Annotated in this window: 17 protein-coding genes and 1 pseudogene; 8 read left to right on the top strand and 10 right to left on the bottom strand. The window is 72.1% G+C overall.

Features of this window, described 5'->3' with window-relative positions; all coding sequences use genetic code 11:
- Positions 1-936: PucR family transcriptional regulator ligand-binding domain-containing protein (locus DEP02_RS04955; RefSeq protein ID WP_232838965.1), on the bottom strand; the 936-nt coding region annotated here is incomplete at its 3' end.
- 237 nt (positions 937-1,173) lie between these two features.
- On the opposite strand from DEP02_RS04955, the gene speB reads away from it, so the two are divergent.
- From speB to DEP02_RS04940, 3 genes and pseudogenes are all read left to right on the top strand, one after another.
- Positions 1,174-2,154: an agmatinase gene (speB, locus tag DEP02_RS04950; protein ID WP_112466093.1), complete on the top strand. Its 981-nt coding sequence runs from the start codon at positions 1,174-1,176 to the stop codon at positions 2,152-2,154.
- Positions 2,151-3,086: pseudogene (locus DEP02_RS04945) on the top strand (thiamine pyrophosphate-dependent enzyme). The gene speB and the pseudogene DEP02_RS04945 overlap by 4 nt, the downstream one beginning before the upstream one ends.
- A 69-nt stretch (positions 3,087-3,155) precedes the next feature.
- A complete protein-coding gene (locus tag DEP02_RS04940; protein ID WP_112466092.1) occupies positions 3,156-3,413 on the top strand; it encodes a type II toxin-antitoxin system VapB family antitoxin in 258 nt (85 codons plus the stop codon).
- A gap of 75 nt (positions 3,414-3,488) precedes the next feature.
- Here DEP02_RS04940 and DEP02_RS04935 read toward each other — a convergent pair whose 3' ends face one another.
- The 3 genes from DEP02_RS04935 to DEP02_RS04925 form a co-directional block, all read right to left on the bottom strand.
- Positions 3,489-4,097: a hypothetical protein gene (locus DEP02_RS04935; RefSeq protein ID WP_112466091.1), complete on the bottom strand. Its 609-nt coding sequence runs from the start codon at positions 4,095-4,097 to the stop codon at positions 3,489-3,491.
- Positions 4,098-4,199: 102 nt separating this feature from the next.
- Positions 4,200-4,421: a DUF397 domain-containing protein gene (locus DEP02_RS04930; RefSeq protein ID WP_112466098.1), complete on the bottom strand. Its 222-nt coding sequence runs from the start codon at positions 4,419-4,421 to the stop codon at positions 4,200-4,202.
- Positions 4,414-5,208 (bottom strand): helix-turn-helix domain-containing protein, encoded by a 795-nt coding sequence (locus DEP02_RS04925; RefSeq protein WP_112466090.1) that lies wholly within the window; start codon positions 5,206-5,208, stop codon positions 4,414-4,416. The genes DEP02_RS04930 and DEP02_RS04925 overlap by 8 nt, the downstream gene beginning before the upstream one ends.
- A 162-nt stretch (positions 5,209-5,370) precedes the next feature.
- Between DEP02_RS04925 and DEP02_RS04920 the strand changes: the two genes are divergently transcribed.
- From DEP02_RS04920 to DEP02_RS04900, 5 genes are all read left to right on the top strand, one after another.
- Positions 5,371-5,685 (top strand): hypothetical protein, encoded by a 315-nt coding sequence (locus tag DEP02_RS04920; RefSeq protein ID WP_112466089.1) that lies wholly within the window; start codon positions 5,371-5,373, stop codon positions 5,683-5,685.
- Positions 5,682-6,014: a hypothetical protein gene (locus tag DEP02_RS04915; RefSeq protein WP_112466088.1), complete on the top strand. Its 333-nt coding sequence runs from the start codon at positions 5,682-5,684 to the stop codon at positions 6,012-6,014. The genes DEP02_RS04920 and DEP02_RS04915 overlap by 4 nt, the downstream gene beginning before the upstream one ends.
- Positions 6,015-6,133: 119 nt before the next feature.
- A complete protein-coding gene (locus DEP02_RS04910; RefSeq protein WP_198668285.1) occupies positions 6,134-7,000 on the top strand; it encodes a serine hydrolase in 867 nt (288 codons plus the stop codon).
- A gap of 92 nt (positions 7,001-7,092) precedes the next feature.
- Positions 7,093-10,824: an ABC transporter ATP-binding protein gene (locus DEP02_RS04905; protein WP_112466086.1), complete on the top strand. Its 3,732-nt coding sequence runs from the start codon at positions 7,093-7,095 to the stop codon at positions 10,822-10,824.
- 94 nt (positions 10,825-10,918) lie between these two features.
- Positions 10,919-11,308, top strand: a complete 390-nt coding sequence (locus DEP02_RS04900; RefSeq protein WP_112466085.1) for a hypothetical protein — start codon at positions 10,919-10,921, stop codon at positions 11,306-11,308.
- A 194-nt stretch (positions 11,309-11,502) separates the two neighbouring features.
- Here DEP02_RS04900 and DEP02_RS04895 read toward each other — a convergent pair whose 3' ends face one another.
- The 6 genes from DEP02_RS04895 to DEP02_RS04870 form a co-directional block, all read right to left on the bottom strand.
- Entirely contained in the window at positions 11,503-12,117 is a 615-nt protein-coding gene (locus DEP02_RS04895; protein ID WP_112466097.1) for a hypothetical protein, read from the bottom strand.
- A 77-nt stretch (positions 12,118-12,194) separates the two neighbouring features.
- Positions 12,195-14,072, bottom strand: a complete 1,878-nt coding sequence (locus tag DEP02_RS04890; protein WP_112466084.1) for a glycoside hydrolase family 3 protein — start codon at positions 14,070-14,072, stop codon at positions 12,195-12,197.
- Positions 14,073-14,390: 318 nt separating this feature from the next.
- On the bottom strand, positions 14,391-15,308 hold the full coding sequence (locus DEP02_RS04885; RefSeq protein ID WP_112466083.1) for a LysR family transcriptional regulator: 918 nt from the start codon (positions 15,306-15,308) through the stop codon (positions 14,391-14,393).
- Positions 15,309-15,558: 250 nt separating this feature from the next.
- Positions 15,559-16,491 (bottom strand): bifunctional helix-turn-helix transcriptional regulator/GNAT family N-acetyltransferase, encoded by a 933-nt coding sequence (locus tag DEP02_RS04880; RefSeq protein WP_112466082.1) that lies wholly within the window; start codon positions 16,489-16,491, stop codon positions 15,559-15,561.
- A gap of 77 nt (positions 16,492-16,568) precedes the next feature.
- Complete coding sequence (locus tag DEP02_RS04875; protein ID WP_112466081.1) at positions 16,569-17,180, bottom strand: dihydrofolate reductase family protein; 612 nt, start codon at positions 17,178-17,180, stop codon at positions 16,569-16,571.
- A 361-nt stretch (positions 17,181-17,541) separates the two neighbouring features.
- Positions 17,542-18,591: a LacI family DNA-binding transcriptional regulator gene (locus tag DEP02_RS04870; protein WP_112466080.1), complete on the bottom strand. Its 1,050-nt coding sequence runs from the start codon at positions 18,589-18,591 to the stop codon at positions 17,542-17,544.
- Positions 18,592-18,635: the final 44 nt, after the last annotated feature.

Here is an 18,635-nt window from a genome sequence, read left to right as displayed (position 1 = left end):
TGTTTGGCTCGGGGTGTTCGCGGTGGGGGTGGGCCGGCCGGGGGCACCCGAGGTGTTGGCGGGCCGGTTGGTGGTCGCGGGGGCGGAAGCCGGGTGGGTGGGGGTCGCGGGTGTGGCGGCCGGGCGGGCCGAGGTGCCCGGCTGTGGGGTGGGCGGCGGGCTCGTCGGCGGGCGGGGAGCTCCCGTCGGCCGTGCGGTCTCCGTCGGGGCGGACGGCCGGCTTGTGCCCGCCGGGGCCGGGCGCACCACGTCGGCCAGCTCCGCGAGGGCCTCCCGGACCTCGTCGCGCGGTTCCCGTCCCGCCGAGGCGATTTCCGTGCCGTCGGGGCCGTAGAGGACTGCCCAGCCCGTGAGGTGGTGGGCCAGGCGGCGGAGGACGGCGGGGACGGGGTCCGGGCGGGAGGCGGCGGCGGCCAGGCTCTGCTGGGCCTCGGTGACGCGGCGGAGTTCGGCGAGGCGGGCCTGGGCCATCAGCTGCCAGACGGCGCGGGCGACGCCGGAGAACGTGGTCTGCGGGGGGACCTCCAGCAGCGGGAGCCCGTGGGCGTCGCAGGCCGCCACCAGGGCGGGCGGCACCGTGTCGTGCACCGGAGCCAGCCCGAAACCGAGGGCCGCGCCGCCCGCCGCCACGATCCGGGAGACGTAGCCGTCGAAGTACGGACCGGTGCCCGCGCCCGGCTCGACGTGGACGCCGGCCGTGAGCAGCAGCTCACCGCCCAGCAGATACGGGTACGGGTCGGTCATCTCCGAGGCGTGCGCCCAGTGGATCACCGTGTCCCGGCCGGCCGGCCCCGCGATCCGGCGCAGGGCGAGGTCCTCCCGGGCCAGCAGGGCCGACAGGGGAATCGGCGGGGTCGGCGGGGGAATCGGCGGGGTCGATGGGACCGCTGGGGCAGAGGGGACGGCTGGGGCGGAAGGGACTGGCGCGTCCGGCACGATGTGCGTTCCCTCCATGCGGCATCGCTCGAATGGATGAAACGTACACTTCGCAGTCGCTTTTCGGCCACCTAGTGTCGACTTGGGCCGGCAGCCACGTCATGGGCGGACGTCCCGCGAGCCCCTGCCGTCGTCCCCGCCCCTCGAACTTCCGTCCGAGCCCCGCCCGGTCCGCCAGTAGAGTCGATCGAAAAGCAGCACATGCGCGATGAAGCGCAGGAAAGAAGGCAAACCGCCATGAGCAGCAACGAGACACCCCGCGGTCCCGTCGACTCCTCCCGCGTCCCGCGGTACGCCGGTCCCGCGACCTTCGCCCGGCTGCCCCGTCTCGACGAGGTCGGCACCACCGACGTCGCCGTCGTGGGCGTGCCGTTCGACTCCGGTGTCTCGTACCGGCCGGGCGCCCGCTTCGGTGGCAACGCCATTCGCGAGGCGTCCCGGCTGCTGCGCCCCTACAACCCGGCACAGGACGCCTCCCCCTTCGCCCTCGCCCAGGTCGCCGACGGCGGCGACATCGCCGTCAACCCGTTCAACATCAACGAGGCCGTGGAGACCATCGAGGCCGCCGCCGACGAACTGCTCGGCACCGGCGCCCGGTTGATGACCCTCGGCGGCGACCACACCATCGCCCTGCCGCTGCTGCGCTCCGTCGCCAAGAAGCACGGCCCGGTCGCCCTGCTGCACTTCGACGCCCACCTCGACACCTGGGACACCTACTTCGGCGCCGAGTACACCCACGGCACCCCGTTCCGCCGCGCCGTCGAGGAGGGCATCCTCGACACCTCCGCCCTCTCCCACGTCGGCATCCGCGGCCCGCTGTACGGCAAGCAGGACCTCACCGACGACGAGAAGATGGGCTTCGGCATCGTCACCTCCGCGGACGTCTACCGCCGCGGCGCCGACGAGGTGGCCGACCAGCTGCGCCAGCGCATCGGCGACCGCCCGCTGTACATCTCCATCGACATCGACTGCCTCGACCCGGCCCACGCACCCGGCACCGGCACCCCCGAGGCGGGCGGCATGACCTCCCGCGAGCTGCTGGAGATCCTGCGCGGACTGGCCGGCTGCCACCTGGTGTCGGCGGACATCGTCGAGGTGGCACCGGCGTACGACCACGCCGAGATCACCTCGATCGCCGCCTCCCACACGGCGTACGAACTGACCACCATCATGTCCCGCCAGATCGCGGCGGCCCGGAAGGACCCGGAAGCGCAGTGACCCACGACCACGACCTGGTGCTCCGCCCCACCCCCGCCCAGACGGAGGCAGCGATCAACCCTCCCTCCCGCCGCCCGGCCACCACCCCTCGTGGAGAGGCGCTTCGCGCCACGTGATGACTGGCCGCAACGGCGGGGACCTGGTCGTGGAGACGCTCGCCGGGCTCGGCGCGACGACCGTCTTCGGCCTGCCCGGGCCAGCACGCCCTCGGCCTGTTCGACGCGCTGCGCCGCTCGGACCTCACACACGTGGGCCTGCGGGTCGAGAACAACGCGGGCTTCGCGGCGGACGCCTACGGCCGGATCACGGGCGAGGCCGCGCCGCTGTTCCTGTCGACCGGCCCGGGAGCCCTCACCTCCCTGGCCGCCCTCCAGGAGGCGGCGGCCTCCGCTCCCGTCCTGGCCTCCGTCCGCCGCGCCCTGCCCGCCGATTCCCCGTCCTTCTGGGACATGACGATCCTGGCGTACTGGGCCTGGTCGGCCTTCGACGCCAAGTCCCCCAACACCATGCACTCGGCCCAGGGCGCCGGCGGCCTCGGCTACGGCTTCCCGGCAGCGCTCGGCGCGGCGGTCGCGGACCCCACCCGCCCGGTCCTCGCGGTCTCCGGCGACGGCGGTGCCCTGTACTCCGTCGCCGTACTGGCCACGGCCCGCCAGTACGACCTGAACGTCACCTGGCTGATCGTCGACGACGGCGGCTACGGCATCCTCCGCGAGTACATGACGGACGCCTTCGGCCAGGCCACGGCGACGGAACTCACCCGCCCCGACTACGTGGCCCTGGCCGAGTCCTTCGGCGTCCCGGGCGTACGCACGACCCCCGAGACCCTCGAAAGGGACCTGTCGAGGGCCCTGACCGAACCAGGCCCCTCGGTGGTCGTCCTCCCGGCGGTGCTACGCATGTTCGCCCCCACTCATCTGGGTGATGCCTGACGCCGGGCAGTGCCTGCTGGACGGCACAGATCCATCCTTCATATGGAGCGCCCATAAGGAGGATATGTCGTGTCCGATCCTTATGTGGAAGTCGACGACGAAGCCCTGAGCGAGGCCGCCGAGATACTGGGCACCAAGACCAAGAAGGACACGGTCAACGCGGCCCTGCTGGAGGTTGCCAAGCGTCGCCGAAGGCTCAGGGCGCTGGACGAGCTGGTCGAGATGGGTGGCGCGGGCGGGGACGCTGTGAGGACGGCCCGGCCCGGCCCGGGACGAGCGCGCGCCCGTCAGCAGAGCTCCGACGGGGCCGGCAGCACAACGACCTGAGCTGCAGCGCACGATCCCCAGCGTCCGCTCCTTCTCCGGTGTCGGCTCCCCGGAGTGAGCAGCCGTGTGGTTCTGTCACCGGGTGAGGGCCCAGGGGGCGAGCAGGTCACGCAGCAGTTGGATGAAGGCGCCGTCCAGTGCGTCCTCCCGGTCCTGGTCGCCGACGGCTTCGGGGCAGAGGGCGGCGGGGCGGGCGATCCACAGGATCTTCCAGGGCATGGAGGCCAGTGCCGAGTCGCCCCAGATCCCGCCGCGCGGGCAGAGGGGGTGGAGCAGATCACTGATGCGTTCCATCGCGACCTGGAGCAGCGGGCTCTCGGTCGCCGTGTACGCCGCCGAGAACGCCCTGGGGGAGGACCGGGCGACGGCAGCGGTCGTGGGGTGACGGCGGATGACGCGCACCACCTGCGTCAGGTGCCCGGTGAGCCCCTGGACGGTGCCGTCGCTGGGGCAGGTGTAGTCCGACGTGTCGAAGGCGTGCGCGAGTTCTGCCTTCAGCGCGAGCAGGTGCAGGGCGGAGGCGGTCTTCCAGTTGGCATAGAGGAAGTTACGTGACGTTCCGCAGTGCCGGGCGATGGTGGCCAGGGGTACGGCCAAGCCGTCGGTGCGCATCAGCGTGCGCACCGTGGAGATGACATGTCCTGTGCTGTGCGGATTGTGACCGTACGCGAATCCCTGGCTCATCCCACCCACTCTGCGAAAAAGCGTGAGCATCTGGTGGGTGAATGTCATCCATGCACTCAAATGAGCGACAGGAGGACAGTGGTGGCTCGGATGCTCACCGTTTCAGGTGGAGGGGGGCACCTCCTTGACGGCGGCGATGAACGACGACCAGCCGGCGGACGAGAAGACCAGTACCGGACCCTGCGGAACCTTGGAGTCCCGCACGGGAACCCCGGAAACGTGGCCGCCGAGGATCTCCAGGCAGCTGCCGCCCTGGTCGTTGCTGTGTGATGACTTCCGCCAGCCCTGCAATGCGGCCGCGTTCGGAGTGAATCGGTCAGTCATGGCGTTCATAGTCCCTTGCTGTCGCCTTGAGCAGAGTCAATGACTCCTTGAGCGGCAGTGCATTGCCCAGCGCGAAATCGTAGCGATGCTGCAACTCCTGGACCACGGACGGAGCATCGTGAATCTTGCCCATGTGCAGGCCCTCGCCGTAGGCCATGGGCGGCTGGTCCTCGAACCACATCAGCGTGAGCATGTTGCTCAGGAGCGGGTGGACACCCAACGCGAACGGCATGACGTACACCTGGATCCGGCCGACCTCAGCGAGGCATGCGAGATGGTGGATCTGCTCCGCCATGACATCCGGCCCGCCGATCTGGCGACGTAATACCGCCTCGTCCAGCAGCGCCCACACCACCGGCGTCAACGGATCGCCGAGGATCTTCGCGCGCTCAAGGCGTGTGACAAGACGTCTGTCACGTTCTTCGTCACTCACCGGAGGAAACGCCGTGCTCAGAACCGCACGCGCGTACCTTTTGGTCTGGAGAATGCCTGGGACGAACGACAGGGCGAACTCACGGATCACCACCGCCTGTTGCTCAAGGAGCCGCGCCGCCTCGAAGTAGTCGGCGACCGCGATGTCCTGCTCCGGCAGGAAACTGCTCAGCACGTCTCCCGTGTTCAGAGCCGTGTCGAGCCGACGTGCGTCCTGCTTGGACGGGATCCGTCGGCCTCCCTCGATATGCGCGATGTACGAGCGCGTCAGGATCGCCATGTCGGCGAGCTGCTGCTGTGTAAGGCCCGCTGCCTCGCGCTGTGCCTTGAGCCAGTCGCCGTACTTGTTGCCCAAACCGTCAGCTCCTTTGTGACAAAAGCTCTGTCACCAGCTCCTCTCTGGCGAGCCTAGCCCGACCCGTCTCACGCTGTGAGTGCATCGCTACACAAAGCGAGACCCCGCGCCCACGTGACCGGTCCGGGGCTTGGTCATCAACGAACCCATGGAGTCGACGACATGAGTGACCACATCGTCCGTCTCTTCGAGCCGCTGCTACGGCTCCTGCTGCCCGGTCGCGGACGGCGTCGCCGCACCGCCCCGCCGTCCGGCCGCCGGCCGCTCACCCCCTGCGCCGAAGCGCCGACCTCCCGGCAGTCCGGCGCCTTCCCGCTCCGAGGTGAGGAGAACGCTCTGGTCCGCCCATACCTCGTGGCCCATGAACGTCGTGAGGAGGCCCGTCGGCAACGGGCCCGGCGCCGCACGCTGTGGCTTGCCGTACACGGGGTCGACGTAGGGCCGCGCGTCATTCACGGAGTGGAGGTGACGGCGTGAGGGACAGCATCGAGGTCCCACGCCTGCTGCCGTGGACGGGTGTGGAGGGCAAGTCCTGTTACCTCATCACGGATGGAACCGGCCGCCTCTCCCGGATGGCCGACACCATCGAGAGCGTGCAACTCGGGATGGCCGGTGACCTCCTCGGGCACGCGGCCGACATGCTGGCCGACAACCAGGCGACCTCCGCCCAGCTCCGGTACCTACTCGCGGGCATGCGCGATGCACTGACCGATGTACTCCGAATCGCCGAAAGCCGTGGTGTCCGCCTCCTCGCGTCTACGCACGACGACCCGGACGGTTCTCAAAAGCCTGAGGACGTTGGGTAACGACTGGTTAAATCACGGCCCACTCGCACAACCATTCCCCCGAGCCCGCGCGTCAACTGGGCATGACTCACGGGATATCCGGACGCGTCAGAGTGCTTGCGGCAGGTGTCGGAGCCGGGATGCTGATTCCCTGCGTGGCCGCCGCGACGCCCGCCGCGGCCGCCGCTCCGACGGTCAGCTGCACATCCGGCAAGGCGGGACTGGCCGCCGAGTTGCAGAAGGACATCACCGCGGCCATGAAGGGCCGCAAGGGAACCGTCGCGATCGGTCTGCTCGACCGCGGCACGAAGACGACCTGCACGCTCAGGGGGTCGACGGCCTACGACTCCGCCAGCGTGGTCAAGGTCACCGTCCTCGCCACCCTGCTGTGGGACGCCAAGAAGCACAACCGTTACCTCACCGCCCGCGAGTCCACCCTCGCCAAGGCGATGATCACCAAGTCGGACAACAGCGCGACCTCCAGCCTGTGGAAGCAGCTGGGCATGACGAAGATCAAGGGCTTCCTGACCGCGGCCGGCATGACCCGGACCAAGCCGGGCGCGAACGGCTACTGGGGCCTGACCCGGATCACCGTGCGCGACGAACAGAAGCTGCTCGCACTGATCACGGCGAAGAACTCCGTGCTGAGCGACAACTCCCGCGCCTACATCCTCAAGCTCATGGGCCAGGTCGTCTCCTCCCAGCGCTGGGGCACGCCCGCCGGGGCACCGTCCTCCGTGGCCGTACATGTCAAGAACGGCTGGTTGCAGCGCTCCACCCATGGCTGGCGTGTGCACAGCATCGGCGCCTTCAGGGGCGCCGGCCGCGACTACATGATCACGGTACTCACGCAGGACAACAGCACCATGAACCACGGCGTCGCCACCATCCAGAACATCGCCAGGGCCATCCACAAGGACCTGGTCCCCACGACGGCGAACACAGCGCGTTACACGCCTACCACCACACCCAAGGAGGCCTTTGTGGCGGTCCCGCCGAACGGCTGACTCCGGTGGAGCGAATCGTCGCGGCGGGATGAAATCCGCTCCCGTCCGTGTTGGTGCCTTGCGGAAGATCTGGTCGTCAGGGAGGCACCGACGTGGCAGCGCAGCCGGCGGAAACACGAGGGTGGGCGCGAAGGCTGGCCTCGTACGCCTGGCGGTATCCGAAGGACGTCGTACTCGCCCTCGGAGCGTCCCTGGCCGGTATGGCGGTCATGGCCGTCGTCCCGCTGATCACCAAGGTGATCATCGACGACGTGATCGGCGACCACAGCCGCCGCATGGCCCCCTGGGCCGGCGCCCTGATCGGTGCCGCGCTCGTCGTCTACGTCCTCACCTACATCCGCCGCTACTACGGCGGCCGGCTCGCCCTCGACGTCCAGCACGACCTGCGGACGGAGATGTACGGGACGATCACCCGGCTCGACGGCCGCCGTCAGGACGAGTTGTCCACCGGCCAGGTGGTCGGCCGCGCCACCAGCGACCTGCAGCTGATCCAGAGCCTGCTCTTCATGCTGCCGATGACCATCGGCAACGTCCTGCTCTTCCTGATCTCCCTGGTGGTCATGGCCTGGTTGTCGCTGCCGCTGACCCTGGTGGCCCTCGCCGTCGCCCCGGCCCTCGCCTGGATCGCCAGACGCAGCCGGGCGAAGCTGCACCCCGCCACCTGGTACGCGCAGGCCCAGGCCGCGGCCGTGGCGGGAGTGGTCGACGGCGCGGTGAGCGGCGTGCGCGTGGTGAAGGGCTTCGGGCAGGAGGAGCAGGAGACCGCCAAGCTGCGGGAGGTCGGCCGGCGGCTGTTCGCCGGGCGGCTGCGCACGATCCGGCTGAACTCGAAGTTCACCCCGGCCCTGCAGGCGGTGCCGGCGCTCGGCCAGGTCGCGATGCTGGCCCTCGGCGGCTGGCTGGCGGTGCGCGGGCACATCACGCTCGGTACGTTCGTCGCCTTCTCCACCTACCTCGCCCAGCTGGTCGGCCCGGTCCGGATGCTCGCCATGGTGCTCACGGTCGGGCAGCAGGCCCGGGCGGGCACCGAGCGCGTCCTGGAGCTGATCGACACCGAGCCCACGCTGACCGACGGCACCCGGGAGCTGCCCGCCGACGCTCCCGCCACCGTCGAGTTCGACGACGTGTCGTTCGGGTACGCGGACGACCGGCCCGTCCTGGAGGGCCTGTCCTTCGAGATCCGCCCCGGTGAGACGCTGGCCGTCGTCGGCTCCTCCGGCTCCGGGAAGTCCACGGTCTCCCTGCTGCTGTCGCGCTTCTACGACGTCACCCACGGCGCCGTCCTGGTCGGCGGCCACGATGTGCGCGAGCTGACCCTGGACTCGCTCAGGGCCGCGATCGGGCTGGTGCCCGAGGACTCCTTCCTGTTCTCCGACACCGTCCGGGGCAACATCGCCTACGGCCGTCCCGACGCCACCCAGGAGCAGATCGAGACGGCCGCCCGCGCCGCCCAGGCCGACCGTTTCATCGCCGAGCTGCCCGAGGGGTACGACACCACGGTCGGCGAGCACGGTCTGACGCTCTCCGGAGGCCAGCGCCAGCGCATCGCGCTCGCCCGCGCGATCCTCGCCGACCCGCGCCTGCTCGTGCTGGACGACGCCACCTCCGCCGTGGACGCCCGCGTCGAGCACGAGATCCACGAGGCCCTGGCGCAGGTCATGGAGGGCCGTACGACCCTCCTGATCGCCCACCGCCGCTCCACCCTGAACCTCGCCGACCGCATCGCCGTCCTCGACCACGGCCGCCTCGCCGACATCGGCACCCACGACGAGCTCCAGGAGCGCTGCGCCCTCTACCGGCGCCTGCTCACCGACCCCGACGAACTCGGCGGCGTCTCCCCGGGCCACGCGCAGCCCGTGGCCCCACGGGAGGACACGTCCGTACGGGACGAGCTGGACGCCGAGTTCGACGCCGAGCGCGGGGTGACCCCACGGCTGTGGACCGGCGACCGGGAGCCGAAGGACACCGCCCTGTCGGGCAGCCCGGCCACCCCCGAGCTCCTCGCCCAGGTGGAAGCCCTGCCGCCCGCGACCGACACCCCCGACATCGACGAGCGGCAGGCGGTCCGCCCGGAGGAGTCCTACGGCCTGCGCCGTCTCCTACGCGGTTTCGGCCTGCCCCTCCTGATCAGCCTCGGCCTGGTCGCCGTGGACGCCGGCATGGGCCTGCTGCTGCCCGTCCTGATCCGGCACGGCATCGACCAGGGCGTCACCCGGATGGCCCTCGGCGCGGTCTGGGCGGCCTCCCTGCTCGCCCTGCTCGCCGTCCTGCTGCAGTGGGCGGCGCAGATCGGCGAGACCCGGATGACCGGACGCACCGGCGAGCGCGTGCTGTACTCGCTGCGCCTGAAGATCTTCTCCCAGCTCCAGCGGCTCGGCCTGGACTACTACGAGCGCGAGCTGACCGGGCGGATCATGACCCGGATGACGACGGACGTGGACGCGTTGTCGACGTTCCTGCAGACCGGCCTGGTCACGGCGTTCGTCTCGGTGGTCACCTTCTTCGGCATCATGGTCGTCCTGCTGGTGATCGACGTACAGCTGGCGCTGGTCGTCTTCGCGACGCTGCCGCCGCTGATCGTCGCCACCTTCTTCTTCCGCCGGGCGAGCGTGAAGGCGTACGAGCTGGCCCGTGAGCGGGTGTCGGTGGTCAACGCCGACCTGCAGGAGTCGGTGGCGGGGCTGCGGATCGTGCAGGCGTTCCGGCGCGAGCGGGACGGCGGGCGGCGGTTCGCCGAACGCAGCGACGGCTACCGCAGGGCCCGCATCCGGGGGCAGTGGCTGATCTCGGTCTACTTCCCGTTCGTGCAGTTCCTGTCCTCGGTCGCGGCGGCCTCGGTGCTGATCGCGGGGGCGGGCCGGGTGGAGGCGGCGACGCTGACCACGGGCGCCCTGGTGGCGTACCTGCTCTACATCGACCTGTTCTTCGCGCCCGTCCAGCAGCTCTCCCAGGTCTTCGACGGCTACCAGCAGGCGAGTGTCTCCCTCGGCCGCATCCAGGAGCTGCTGCGGGAGCCGGCGTCCACGAAGTCCGCCGCCGAGCCCCTCGACGTGCCCGCCCTGCGCGGTGAGATCGTCTTCGAGGACGTGCACTTCGCGTACGGCGGCGAGGAGGAGGCGCTGAGCGGCATCGACCTGCGCGTCCCCGCCGGGCAGACCGTCGCGTTCGTCGGCGAGACCGGCGCGGGCAAGTCGACCCTGGTGAAGCTGGTGGCCCGGTTCTACGATCCGACCGGTGGGCGGGTGACGGTGGACGGCACGGACCTGAGGGAGCTGGACCTCACGGCGTACCGGCACCGGCTCGGGGTCGTCCCGCAGGAGGCGTACCTCTTCCCGGGCACCGTCCGCGACGCCATCGCCTACGGCCGCCCCGACGCCACCGACGCCGAGGTCGAGGCCGCCGCGCGGGCCGTCGGCGCGCACGAGATGATCGCCCTGCTGGAGGGCGGCTATCTGCACGAGGTCGCCGAGCGCGGACGCAACCTGTCGGCCGGTCAGCGCCAGCTCATCGCACTGGCCCGCGCCGAACTCGTCGACCCCGACGTGCTGCTGCTCGACGAGGCGACCGCCGCACTCGACCTGGCCACCGAGGCCCAGGTCAACCAGGCCGCCGACCGGCTCGCGGGCCGCCGTACGACGCTGGTGGTCGCCCACCGGCTGACCACGGCCGCCCGCGCGGACCGGGTGGTGGTGATGGACCACGGCCGGATCGCCGAGGACGGCACGCACGACGAACTCCTGGCCCGCGGCGGGCGGTACGCCGAGCTGTGGCGGACCTTCGTCGGCGCGCCCGAGCCGGAGGAACCGGTCGGCGCGTCCCGTTGAGCGCGGGATGCGATCAGCGGAGCGCAACCATCCGGCGTATGGACCGCGTCCGTACATCTGTACGCTTGAGTAACTGTCGTGAGGGGGGACGGACGTGGGCAGTGGTGCGATACGTCGGCGGTCGGCGCTCGGCGTCGCCGTACTGACCGTGGCCGGACTGCTGGCGCTCGCCGCGCCCGGCACCGCGCAGGCGGCCGCGTCCACCTGCTCCGGCCGCCAGGTCAAGACGCTCCCGTTCGCCACCGGTTCCGTCCAGATCTACAAACGCGACGGCTACGTCTGCGCCCTCACCCTCGCCAAGAACCCGGGCCCCAAGCGGAAGATGTCGGTCACCGTGCAGGCCCGCGGCAACCGCCCGGTCACCGACAAGGGCCGCTACACCCGGCACGCCGGCCCGGTCACCGTGCACGCCGGCCGCCGCTGCGTACGCGTCGCCGGATCGGTGGGGTCGCAGTCGGTGAGCAGCGGCTGGATCCTGTGCTGAACGCATGACGAATCCCTGACAGCGTGTGAGGCTTTCCCTTACTCCCCTGGTGTGCGCCCGAGTTGCTCCGACAGCTTCCGGCGAACATCTGCCCGAAGGGGAGAGCGTATGCACAAGGCGCTCAGACGGCTGCTCGCGCTCACGGTGTGCATCGGCACGCTGAGTACGGCGGCTGCGCCCGGATTCACGGCCCCTCACAGCCTCCGGGCGCAGCCCACCGGGTCCCTGCCGTCCAGCCGCACGTACAGGGCGGTCGACGCCGGGCACTGGGCGCGGTCGCGCACGGCCCGCACCACCTGGTACTCCGGCTTCCTCTTCCCCGAGCCGTCGCACGCGGTCTCCCGCACCTCGCCGCGGCCCGCGCCGTGGACGCAGTCGCCGACGACGGTGCGCGGCCCGCCCCCGCCGCCGGGGTCGCCCGGGTGCGGCGGCTGCAGGTTGCGCATGCAGGCGTAGCCCCGCGGGATCGGGCCTTCCCCGCCGGCGGCGGGCTGGGCGCCGATGTGCAGCACGAAGTCGGTGGCCGGCGGGCACGGCGGCCCGTCGTCCGGCCCGCCGTCGTGGCGGGCGATCACGCGGGCCGCGGCCCGTTCGCCGGTGCACGGCACCTCGGTGAAGCTCGTCGTGCCGAAGGAACTGCACTCGCCCACGCCGAGGAACACCGCGCCGTAGCCGGAGGACTGCGCCGGCGTACCGCCGGGCGGTGCCCCGGGCTCCGCGGAGCCGGGCGCCTGCCGACAGCCCGTCAGCAGCGCCGCGAGCAGCGCCGACAGCACGCACCCCACCCCCACCGACCACGTCCCGCGCATCGCCATCCCCCGGTCCACCCCCGACCAGCGTGACCCGCCGCGGCGGGGCCACGCCAGACGTGCGGGGGTGCTTTGGGTCAGTCGGGGGTGGTGCGCCGGGTGTGCGGCGTACGCGCCGTACGTCCGATGCGCGAACCCGGCTGGTACGACAGGCCGTACCCGATGGGATACAGGACCTTCGCCGGATCGTCGGCCCGCTGCACCGGCACCGGCAGCTTCCCGCGCGGCCGCACCCGGCCGGCGATCACCCGTGCGGCGGCGCGGAGTTCGACGTCGGTCCAGGAGCAGGCAGCCAGGTACGCCGGCACGCCGGGCAGGTGGGCCACGTCGTACGGATTGCGGATCGCCACCGCCACCACCGGTCTGCCGGTCGCCAAGAGCTGCTCGACGAGTGTCTTCTGGCTGCTGCTCGCGGTGACGTTGTACGTGCCGACGACCACCGCGTCCGCGTCCCGGGCCGCCGCCACCGCCTGGGCGATGGCCGCGGGGGACGGTGCCGTGCCGGTGGACAGGGCGGTGGCGCTGAAGCCCAGCTCGGTCAGCGCGCCCGCGAGCACACCGGTCGGCGGGCCCGTGGTGCCGGACGGGGAGGCGGGATCGGCGCCGACGACGAGGAGCTTGGGATGGCTGCGGCGGGACAGCGGCAGCAGGCCGCCCTCGTTGACCAGCAGGGTGGTGGTCCGTTCGGCGATCCGGTCGGCCGCGGCCAGGTGCGCGCGGGTGCCGACGGTGCGGTCGACGCCGTCCTGGCTGACGTACGGGTCCTTGAACAGGCCGAGTTTCGTCTTCAGGCGCAGGATGCGCAGGATCGATTCGTCGAGCCGGGCCTCGGTGAGCTCGCCGCCGCGTACGGCGTTCAGCACCGCGTTCCAGGCGACGTCCAGGGAGGGCGGGTTGAGGAGCTGGTCCACGCCCGCCCTGAGCGCCAGCACCGGCACCCGGTCGTCGCCGTACTTGGTGCGCACGCCCTCCATGCCGAGCGAGTCGGTCACCACGACCCCGTCGTAGCCCAGTTCCTCGCGCAGGATGCCGGTGAGGATCGGGCGGGAGAGGGTGGCCGGGTCGTCGGAGTCGTCGAGCGCCGGGACGACGATGTGGGCCGTCATGACCGAGTCGATGCCGGCGGCGACCGCGGCCCGGAACGGCGGCGCGTCGAGCCGCTCCCACTGCTCGCGGGTGTGGTGGATGTAGGGGAGCTTGGCGTGGCTGTCGTCAACCGTGTCGCCGTGCCCGGGGAAGTGCTTGGCGGTCGCCGCGACCCCCGACTGCTGGTACCCGGCGACCTCGGCGGCCACCAGCCGGGCCACGGCCTCCGGTTCCGAGCCGAAGGAGCGTACGCCGATGACCGGGTTGGCCGGGTTGACGTTCACGTCGGCCACCGGGGAGTAGTTCTGGCGGATGCCCAGGGCGCGCAGCTCGCGCCCGGCGATCCGGCCGAGGGCACGGGCGTCGGACCGCGAGCCGCCCGCGCCGACGGCCATGGCGCCGGGGAACAGGGTGGCGGGTTTGCCGACGCGGGCGACGATGCCGTGCTCCTGGTCGGTGGAGATGAGCACCGGCAGACCGCGCGGCAGGCCGAGGGACGCCTTCTGGATGCCGTTGGACAGGCCGGCGATCTGGTGGGGGTCGCGGGTGTTGTGGGCCCAGGCGAAGTAGATGATGCCGCCGACGCGGTACCTGGCGATCAGCTCGGCGGCCGTGCGGACGCCGATCTCCTTGAGGTTGGCGTCGATGTCGGCCTGGTCGGGGGCGGTGGCGGAGTGGCCGTAGACCCGCATCACGAAGAGCTGGCCGACCTTCTCCTCCAAGGTCATGCGGGAGATGAGGGCGCGCAGCTTGCTGTCGTCGTGGGAGGCGGCGTGGGCACTGCCGGGGCCCTGGACCGCGAGGGCGGCGGTGAGGCCGGCGGTGGCGGTGAGGACGGTGCGTCTGGAGGGGCGGGTGGAGTCGTGCACGTGCGCTCCTTCCGGAGGTGTTCCGCTGAAGGAAACTTCCGAGGAGTCACCAATATCCGGGAAGTTTCTGCCAGTCAAGGGAGCGCACACTCCTCGGCGAGGGGCCGCCACCGGCGCTGTCGGAGGGGGAGCGCCGATGGCGGCGTGCCGCCGGCCGCGGTACGGCGGAGGGGGTGGCCGGCGGTCGCAGCAGGCGGCGAGGGCCGGCACCGCACCACGGAGACTCGTCCGGCGGCCTGCCGGTCGGACGAGCGGGAACGGGGCCGGGTTCCCGGACGGGCACGGACCGCCGGAAGCCGGTGGGCAAGAGGCCTCGGCTCAGCGGGGCGCGTGTACCGACACCGCCGGCCAGTGCGCCCGCAGCGTGCGGACCGTCTCGGCGATCGCCGGGCGGCGCGCGGCACCCGTGCGCCACAGCGCGTACAGCCGCCGTACGGGCATGGGGTCCAGCGGGACCTCCACGACACCCTCGGGCAGCGGGCCGCGGCCCAGGCGCGGGATCAGCGCGATGCCGAGACCGGCGGCGACCAGGGCGACCAGGGTCGGGTTCTCGTCGGCCTGGTGGACGACGTCCGGCACGTGGCCGGCGGCGCGCAGGGTGCGCACCAGCCACTCGCGGCAGACCCGGCCCGGCGGCCGGCAGACCCACCGCTCGCCGCCGAGCTCCGAGCGCCGTACCGCGCCGCGCCCCGCGAACGGATGCCCCGCCGGCACGAGCAGGTCGCACAGGTCGTCCCCGATGACCGCCTGCTCCACCCCGGCCGGGGCGGGCAGCGGGGCGATGTCCCAGTCGTGCGCCACGGCCAGGTCGACGGCGCCCTTGGCGACCAGGTCCACGGACAGATGCGGGTCGATCTCGCTGAGCCGGGCGTCGAGGGCGGGGTGCCTCTTCGCGAGGTCCGCGAGGACGGACGGCATCAGCCCGCGCGCCGCCGAGGGGAACGCGGCCACCGTCAGCCGCCCGGCCGGCACCCCGCGCCGCTCCTCCAGCTCGGTCTCGGCCCGCTCGACGATCGCCAGCAACTCCCGGGCGGCGGTGACCAGTTGATGTGCCTCGTCGGTGAGCCGCACACCGCGCCCCTCGCGTTCGAGGAGGACGGTCCTGGTCTCCCGTTCCAGCTTGGCGATCTGCTGCGACACCGCCGACGAGGTGTAGCCGAGCGCGGCGGCGGCCGCCCCGACGGTGCCGTGCACGGAGACGGCGTGCAGGGCGCGCAGACGCTGGAGATCGAGCACGGTTCCTCCTGCCTTTCCCCGGTCCTTCTCCGGCCGGCCCACTGGTTGGCGTTGCTTCGCGCAACGGTGCAGCAAGCATCGCTGGTGCTGCACGGTCCGCGGAGTGATCCTCGACCACGCCCACCCCACACTGGGCGAGGCGGTCAAGGAGGCGGTCCACGGCCTGGCCGGGTACATGATCAACATGTGGGGGCCGGCGCAAGCGGCCGATCCGGCGGGTGACGGCGGAGGAGGACCGGGACCCCGCTCGTCACCCGCCCGGTTCGGACAGACTCAGCCGCCAGTCCTGGCCCACCAGGTCCTTTCCGAAGGAGCGGTGCGGTTTCTCGGCGACCAGGACGAAGCCGTGCCGCTGGTAGAGGCGGCGGGCGCTGCTGAGCACGTCGTTGGTCCACAGCACCAGGTCCCGGTAGCCGGCCTCGCGCGCGAAGCCGACGACCGCCCGCACCAGCCGGTCGCCGACGCCGAGGCCACGTGCGCCGGGCTCGACGAGGAGGAGGCGCAGGCGGGCGGTGGCCGGGACGTCGTCCTGCACGCACATGACACAACCCACCGGCCGCCCCTCCGACTCGGCGATCCACACCCGCTCCAGACGCGGGTCGTGACTCTCGGCGAAGTCGGCGACGATCCGGGACACCAGGGCCTCGTAGCCGGCGTTCCAGCCGTACTCGGCGGCGTACAGGGCGGCGTTGCGCTGCACGATCCAGCCGAGGTCGCCGGGGCGGGGCTCGCGCAGCACGACGTCCCCGGAGGCCGGGGGCCGCTCGTCGCCGAGGATGTTCCGGACGGTCCGCATCGCCTCCGCGAGCCGCGGCCGGTCGTCCGGTGCGACGGTGTCGAGCAGTGCCCCGACCGTCTCCCGGGCCCGCTCGTCGAGCAGGCCGGCGGCCTCGTGACCGCGCGCGGTGAGACGGATGCTGCGCCGCCGCGCATCGGTCCGCGACGGGCCGCGCCGGATCAGCCCCGCCTCCTCGAAGCTGTTCAGGATGCGGCTCAGGTATCCGGCGTCCAGGGAAAGCCGGGCGCGGAGGTCGGCGGCGTCCAGGTGCGGCGCGTGCGCGAGTTCGTACAGGACGCGGGACTCGGTGAGGGTGTACGGCGCGTAGAGGTGGCGGCCGTAGTCGAGCGCGCCGATGACGTTGGTGTAGAAGCGGTTGAAGGCGCGGACGTCCTGGACGGTCATGCCCACCCCCGGATGTTTGACTCAGTCAGAGATATCTGGTTCCGAGACTAAGCCCACCGCGTCCGCGCCGTCCATGCCTACGCGTCCGGCGCACCACCCCCCACGGCGGGCCGGAACACGTTGACCTGCACCCCGGTCTTCCCCATGGCCGACGACACCAGCTCCCAGGTTCGCTTCACCCCGTCCGCCGGGAAGATCGACTTGCCGCCGCCGAGGAGCACCGGCGCGACGACGAGCTGCAACTCGTCCACCAGGCCCTCACCCAGCAGCGCCCGCACCAGGGTGGGGCTGCCCATCATCGCCAGGTCCCCGCCCTCGGCCGCACGCAGCTCGCGCACCTTGGCGAGAGCCCCGGCGCCCGGGATGCGCACGGTGTTCTGCCAGGTCAGCTCGGAGTCGCCGAGGGTGTCGGTGACGACGTACTTCCGCAGGGAGTTGAGCCGGTCGGCGAAGGGGTCCCCGGCCCGCTCGGGCCACGCGGCGGCCATCGTCTGATAGGTACGGCGCCCGTAGAGCAGCGCCTCGGCCCGCTTGAGGCCCGCGTCGAAGGCCCCGCCGACCACCTCCGGGTCGAAGAACGGGTGCGACCACCCGCCGTGCGCGAACCCCCCGTCGGTGTCCTCCTCGGGCCCGCCGGGGGCCTGCACGACTCCGTCGAGGCTGATGAACTCGGTGACGACGATACGCATGGGAGATGCTCCAGTTCTCTGGTCGGTCGGTACGTACGGCAGTGAAGACCGCGGCGGACCCCGGAACTCATCGCTCACAGCTCTGCCCGTCCTGCCGACGGCCGACGCGCCCGCTCAAGCCGGCCGCGCCCGCTCGGGCTGGCCGCGTCCGCTCGGGCTGGTCGCACCCGCTCAAGCCGGCCGCACCCACTCAGGCTGGTCGCACCTGCTCAAGCCGGCCGCACCCACTCAGGCTGGCCGCGTCCGCTCGGGCTGGTCGCACCCGCTCAAGTCGGCCGCGTCCGCTCGGGCTGGCCTCGTCCGCTCAGGCTGGACGCACCTGCTCAGAACGACCGCGCCCGCTCAAGTCGGTCGCACCCGCTCAGGACGACCGCGGCACCCCCGAGGACCCCCGCACCATCAGCTCCCCCCGCACCGTCGCGATCCCCCCGGGCGGCGGCTCCTCGCGGCCCATCGCGATGCGGCCCGCCCGGGCGCCCGCCTCGGCCAGCGGCAGCCGTACGGTCGTCAGCGACGGCACCGCGTCGATGCTGAAGGGCAGGTCGTCGAAGCCCGCCACCGAGACGTCCTGAGGGATGCGCAGCCCGGACTCGCGCAGGGCTGCGCAGGCACCTAGGGCGACGGAGTCGTTCGCGGCGACGACCGCCGTCAGGTCCGGGTCGCGGCGCAGCAGTTCCAGGGTGGCCTCGTAGCCGGACCGGCGGTCGTAGTGGCCGTACACCGTGCGGCGCGGGTCGTCCTCGACGCCCGCCGCCGCCAGGGCCTCGCGGTGCCCCTCCAGGCGGTGGCGGGTGGTCGTGCGCTCCGCGGGCCCCGCGATGTAGCCGAGCCGCCGGTGGCCGAGTCCGATCAGATGCCCGGTCAACTGCCGTGCGCCCCCGCGGTTGTCGAAGGCCAGCGCGATCGCCCCGGTGTCGGGCGCCGGCGGGCGCCCGCACAGCACCACGCGCGTCCCGGCGTCCGCCAGCTTGCGCAGCTTCGCGGAGACCGCCGCCGCGTGCGGCGCCTCCTCCACGGCCCCGCCGGTCAGCACCACCGCCGCCGCCCGCTGCCGCTGCAGCAGGGTCAGGTACGTCAGCTCGCGGTCCGGCGAGCCGCCCGTGTTGCAGACCACCGCCAGCCGTTCCCCGCCCGCCCGGCCTCCCGGGCCGCCGATCTCCGACTGGATCGCGCTCGCCATGATCCCGAAGAAGGGGTCGGCGATGTCGTTGACCAGGATGCCGACCAGGTCGGAGGTGGCCGCGGCGAGCGCGCTCGCGGGGCCGTTGAGGACGTAGTCCAGCTCGTCGACCGCCTTCAGCACCCGCTCCCGGGTGGAGGCGGCGACCGGGTAGTTCCCGTTCAGCACGCGCGACACCGTCGCGGGCGAGACCTGTGCGCGGGCCGCCACGTCCGCCAGGGTCACCGTCATTTCGTCGTCCTCCGGTCGCGCATGTCGTCGTACGTGCTCGTACG

The organism is Streptomyces triticisoli (assembly GCF_003270085.1).
In the GTDB taxonomy this organism is placed as follows: domain Bacteria; phylum Actinomycetota; class Actinomycetes; order Streptomycetales; family Streptomycetaceae; genus Streptomyces; species Streptomyces triticisoli.
Note: the sequence above shows the minus strand (reverse complement) of the source record. Positions and strands in the feature narration are given on the sequence as shown.

Excerpts from the sequence above, each read along its gene's own strand:
- DEP02_RS04870 (WP_112466080.1), bottom strand. The coding sequence starts at position 18,591 with ATGACGGTGACCCTGGCGGACGTGGCGGCCCGCGCACAGGTCTCGCCC.
- DEP02_RS04930 (WP_112466098.1), bottom strand. The coding sequence starts at position 4,421 with ATGACTGACCGATTCACTCCGAACGCGGCCGCATTGCAGGGCTGGCGG.
- DEP02_RS04875 (WP_112466081.1), bottom strand. The coding sequence starts at position 17,180 with ATGCGTATCGTCGTCACCGAGTTCATCAGCCTCGACGGAGTCGTGCAG.
- DEP02_RS04880 (WP_112466082.1), bottom strand. The coding sequence starts at position 16,491 with ATGACCGTCCAGGACGTCCGCGCCTTCAACCGCTTCTACACCAACGTC.
- DEP02_RS04935 (WP_112466091.1), bottom strand. The coding sequence starts at position 4,097 with ATGAGCCAGGGATTCGCGTACGGTCACAATCCGCACAGCACAGGACAT.
- DEP02_RS04920 (WP_112466089.1), top strand. The coding sequence starts at position 5,371 with ATGAGTGACCACATCGTCCGTCTCTTCGAGCCGCTGCTACGGCTCCTG.
- DEP02_RS04895 (WP_112466097.1), bottom strand. The coding sequence starts at position 12,117 with ATGCGCGGGACGTGGTCGGTGGGGGTGGGGTGCGTGCTGTCGGCGCTG.
- speB (WP_112466093.1), top strand. The coding sequence starts at position 1,174 with ATGAGCAGCAACGAGACACCCCGCGGTCCCGTCGACTCCTCCCGCGTC.
- DEP02_RS04910 (WP_198668285.1), top strand. The coding sequence starts at position 6,134 with ATGCTGATTCCCTGCGTGGCCGCCGCGACGCCCGCCGCGGCCGCCGCT.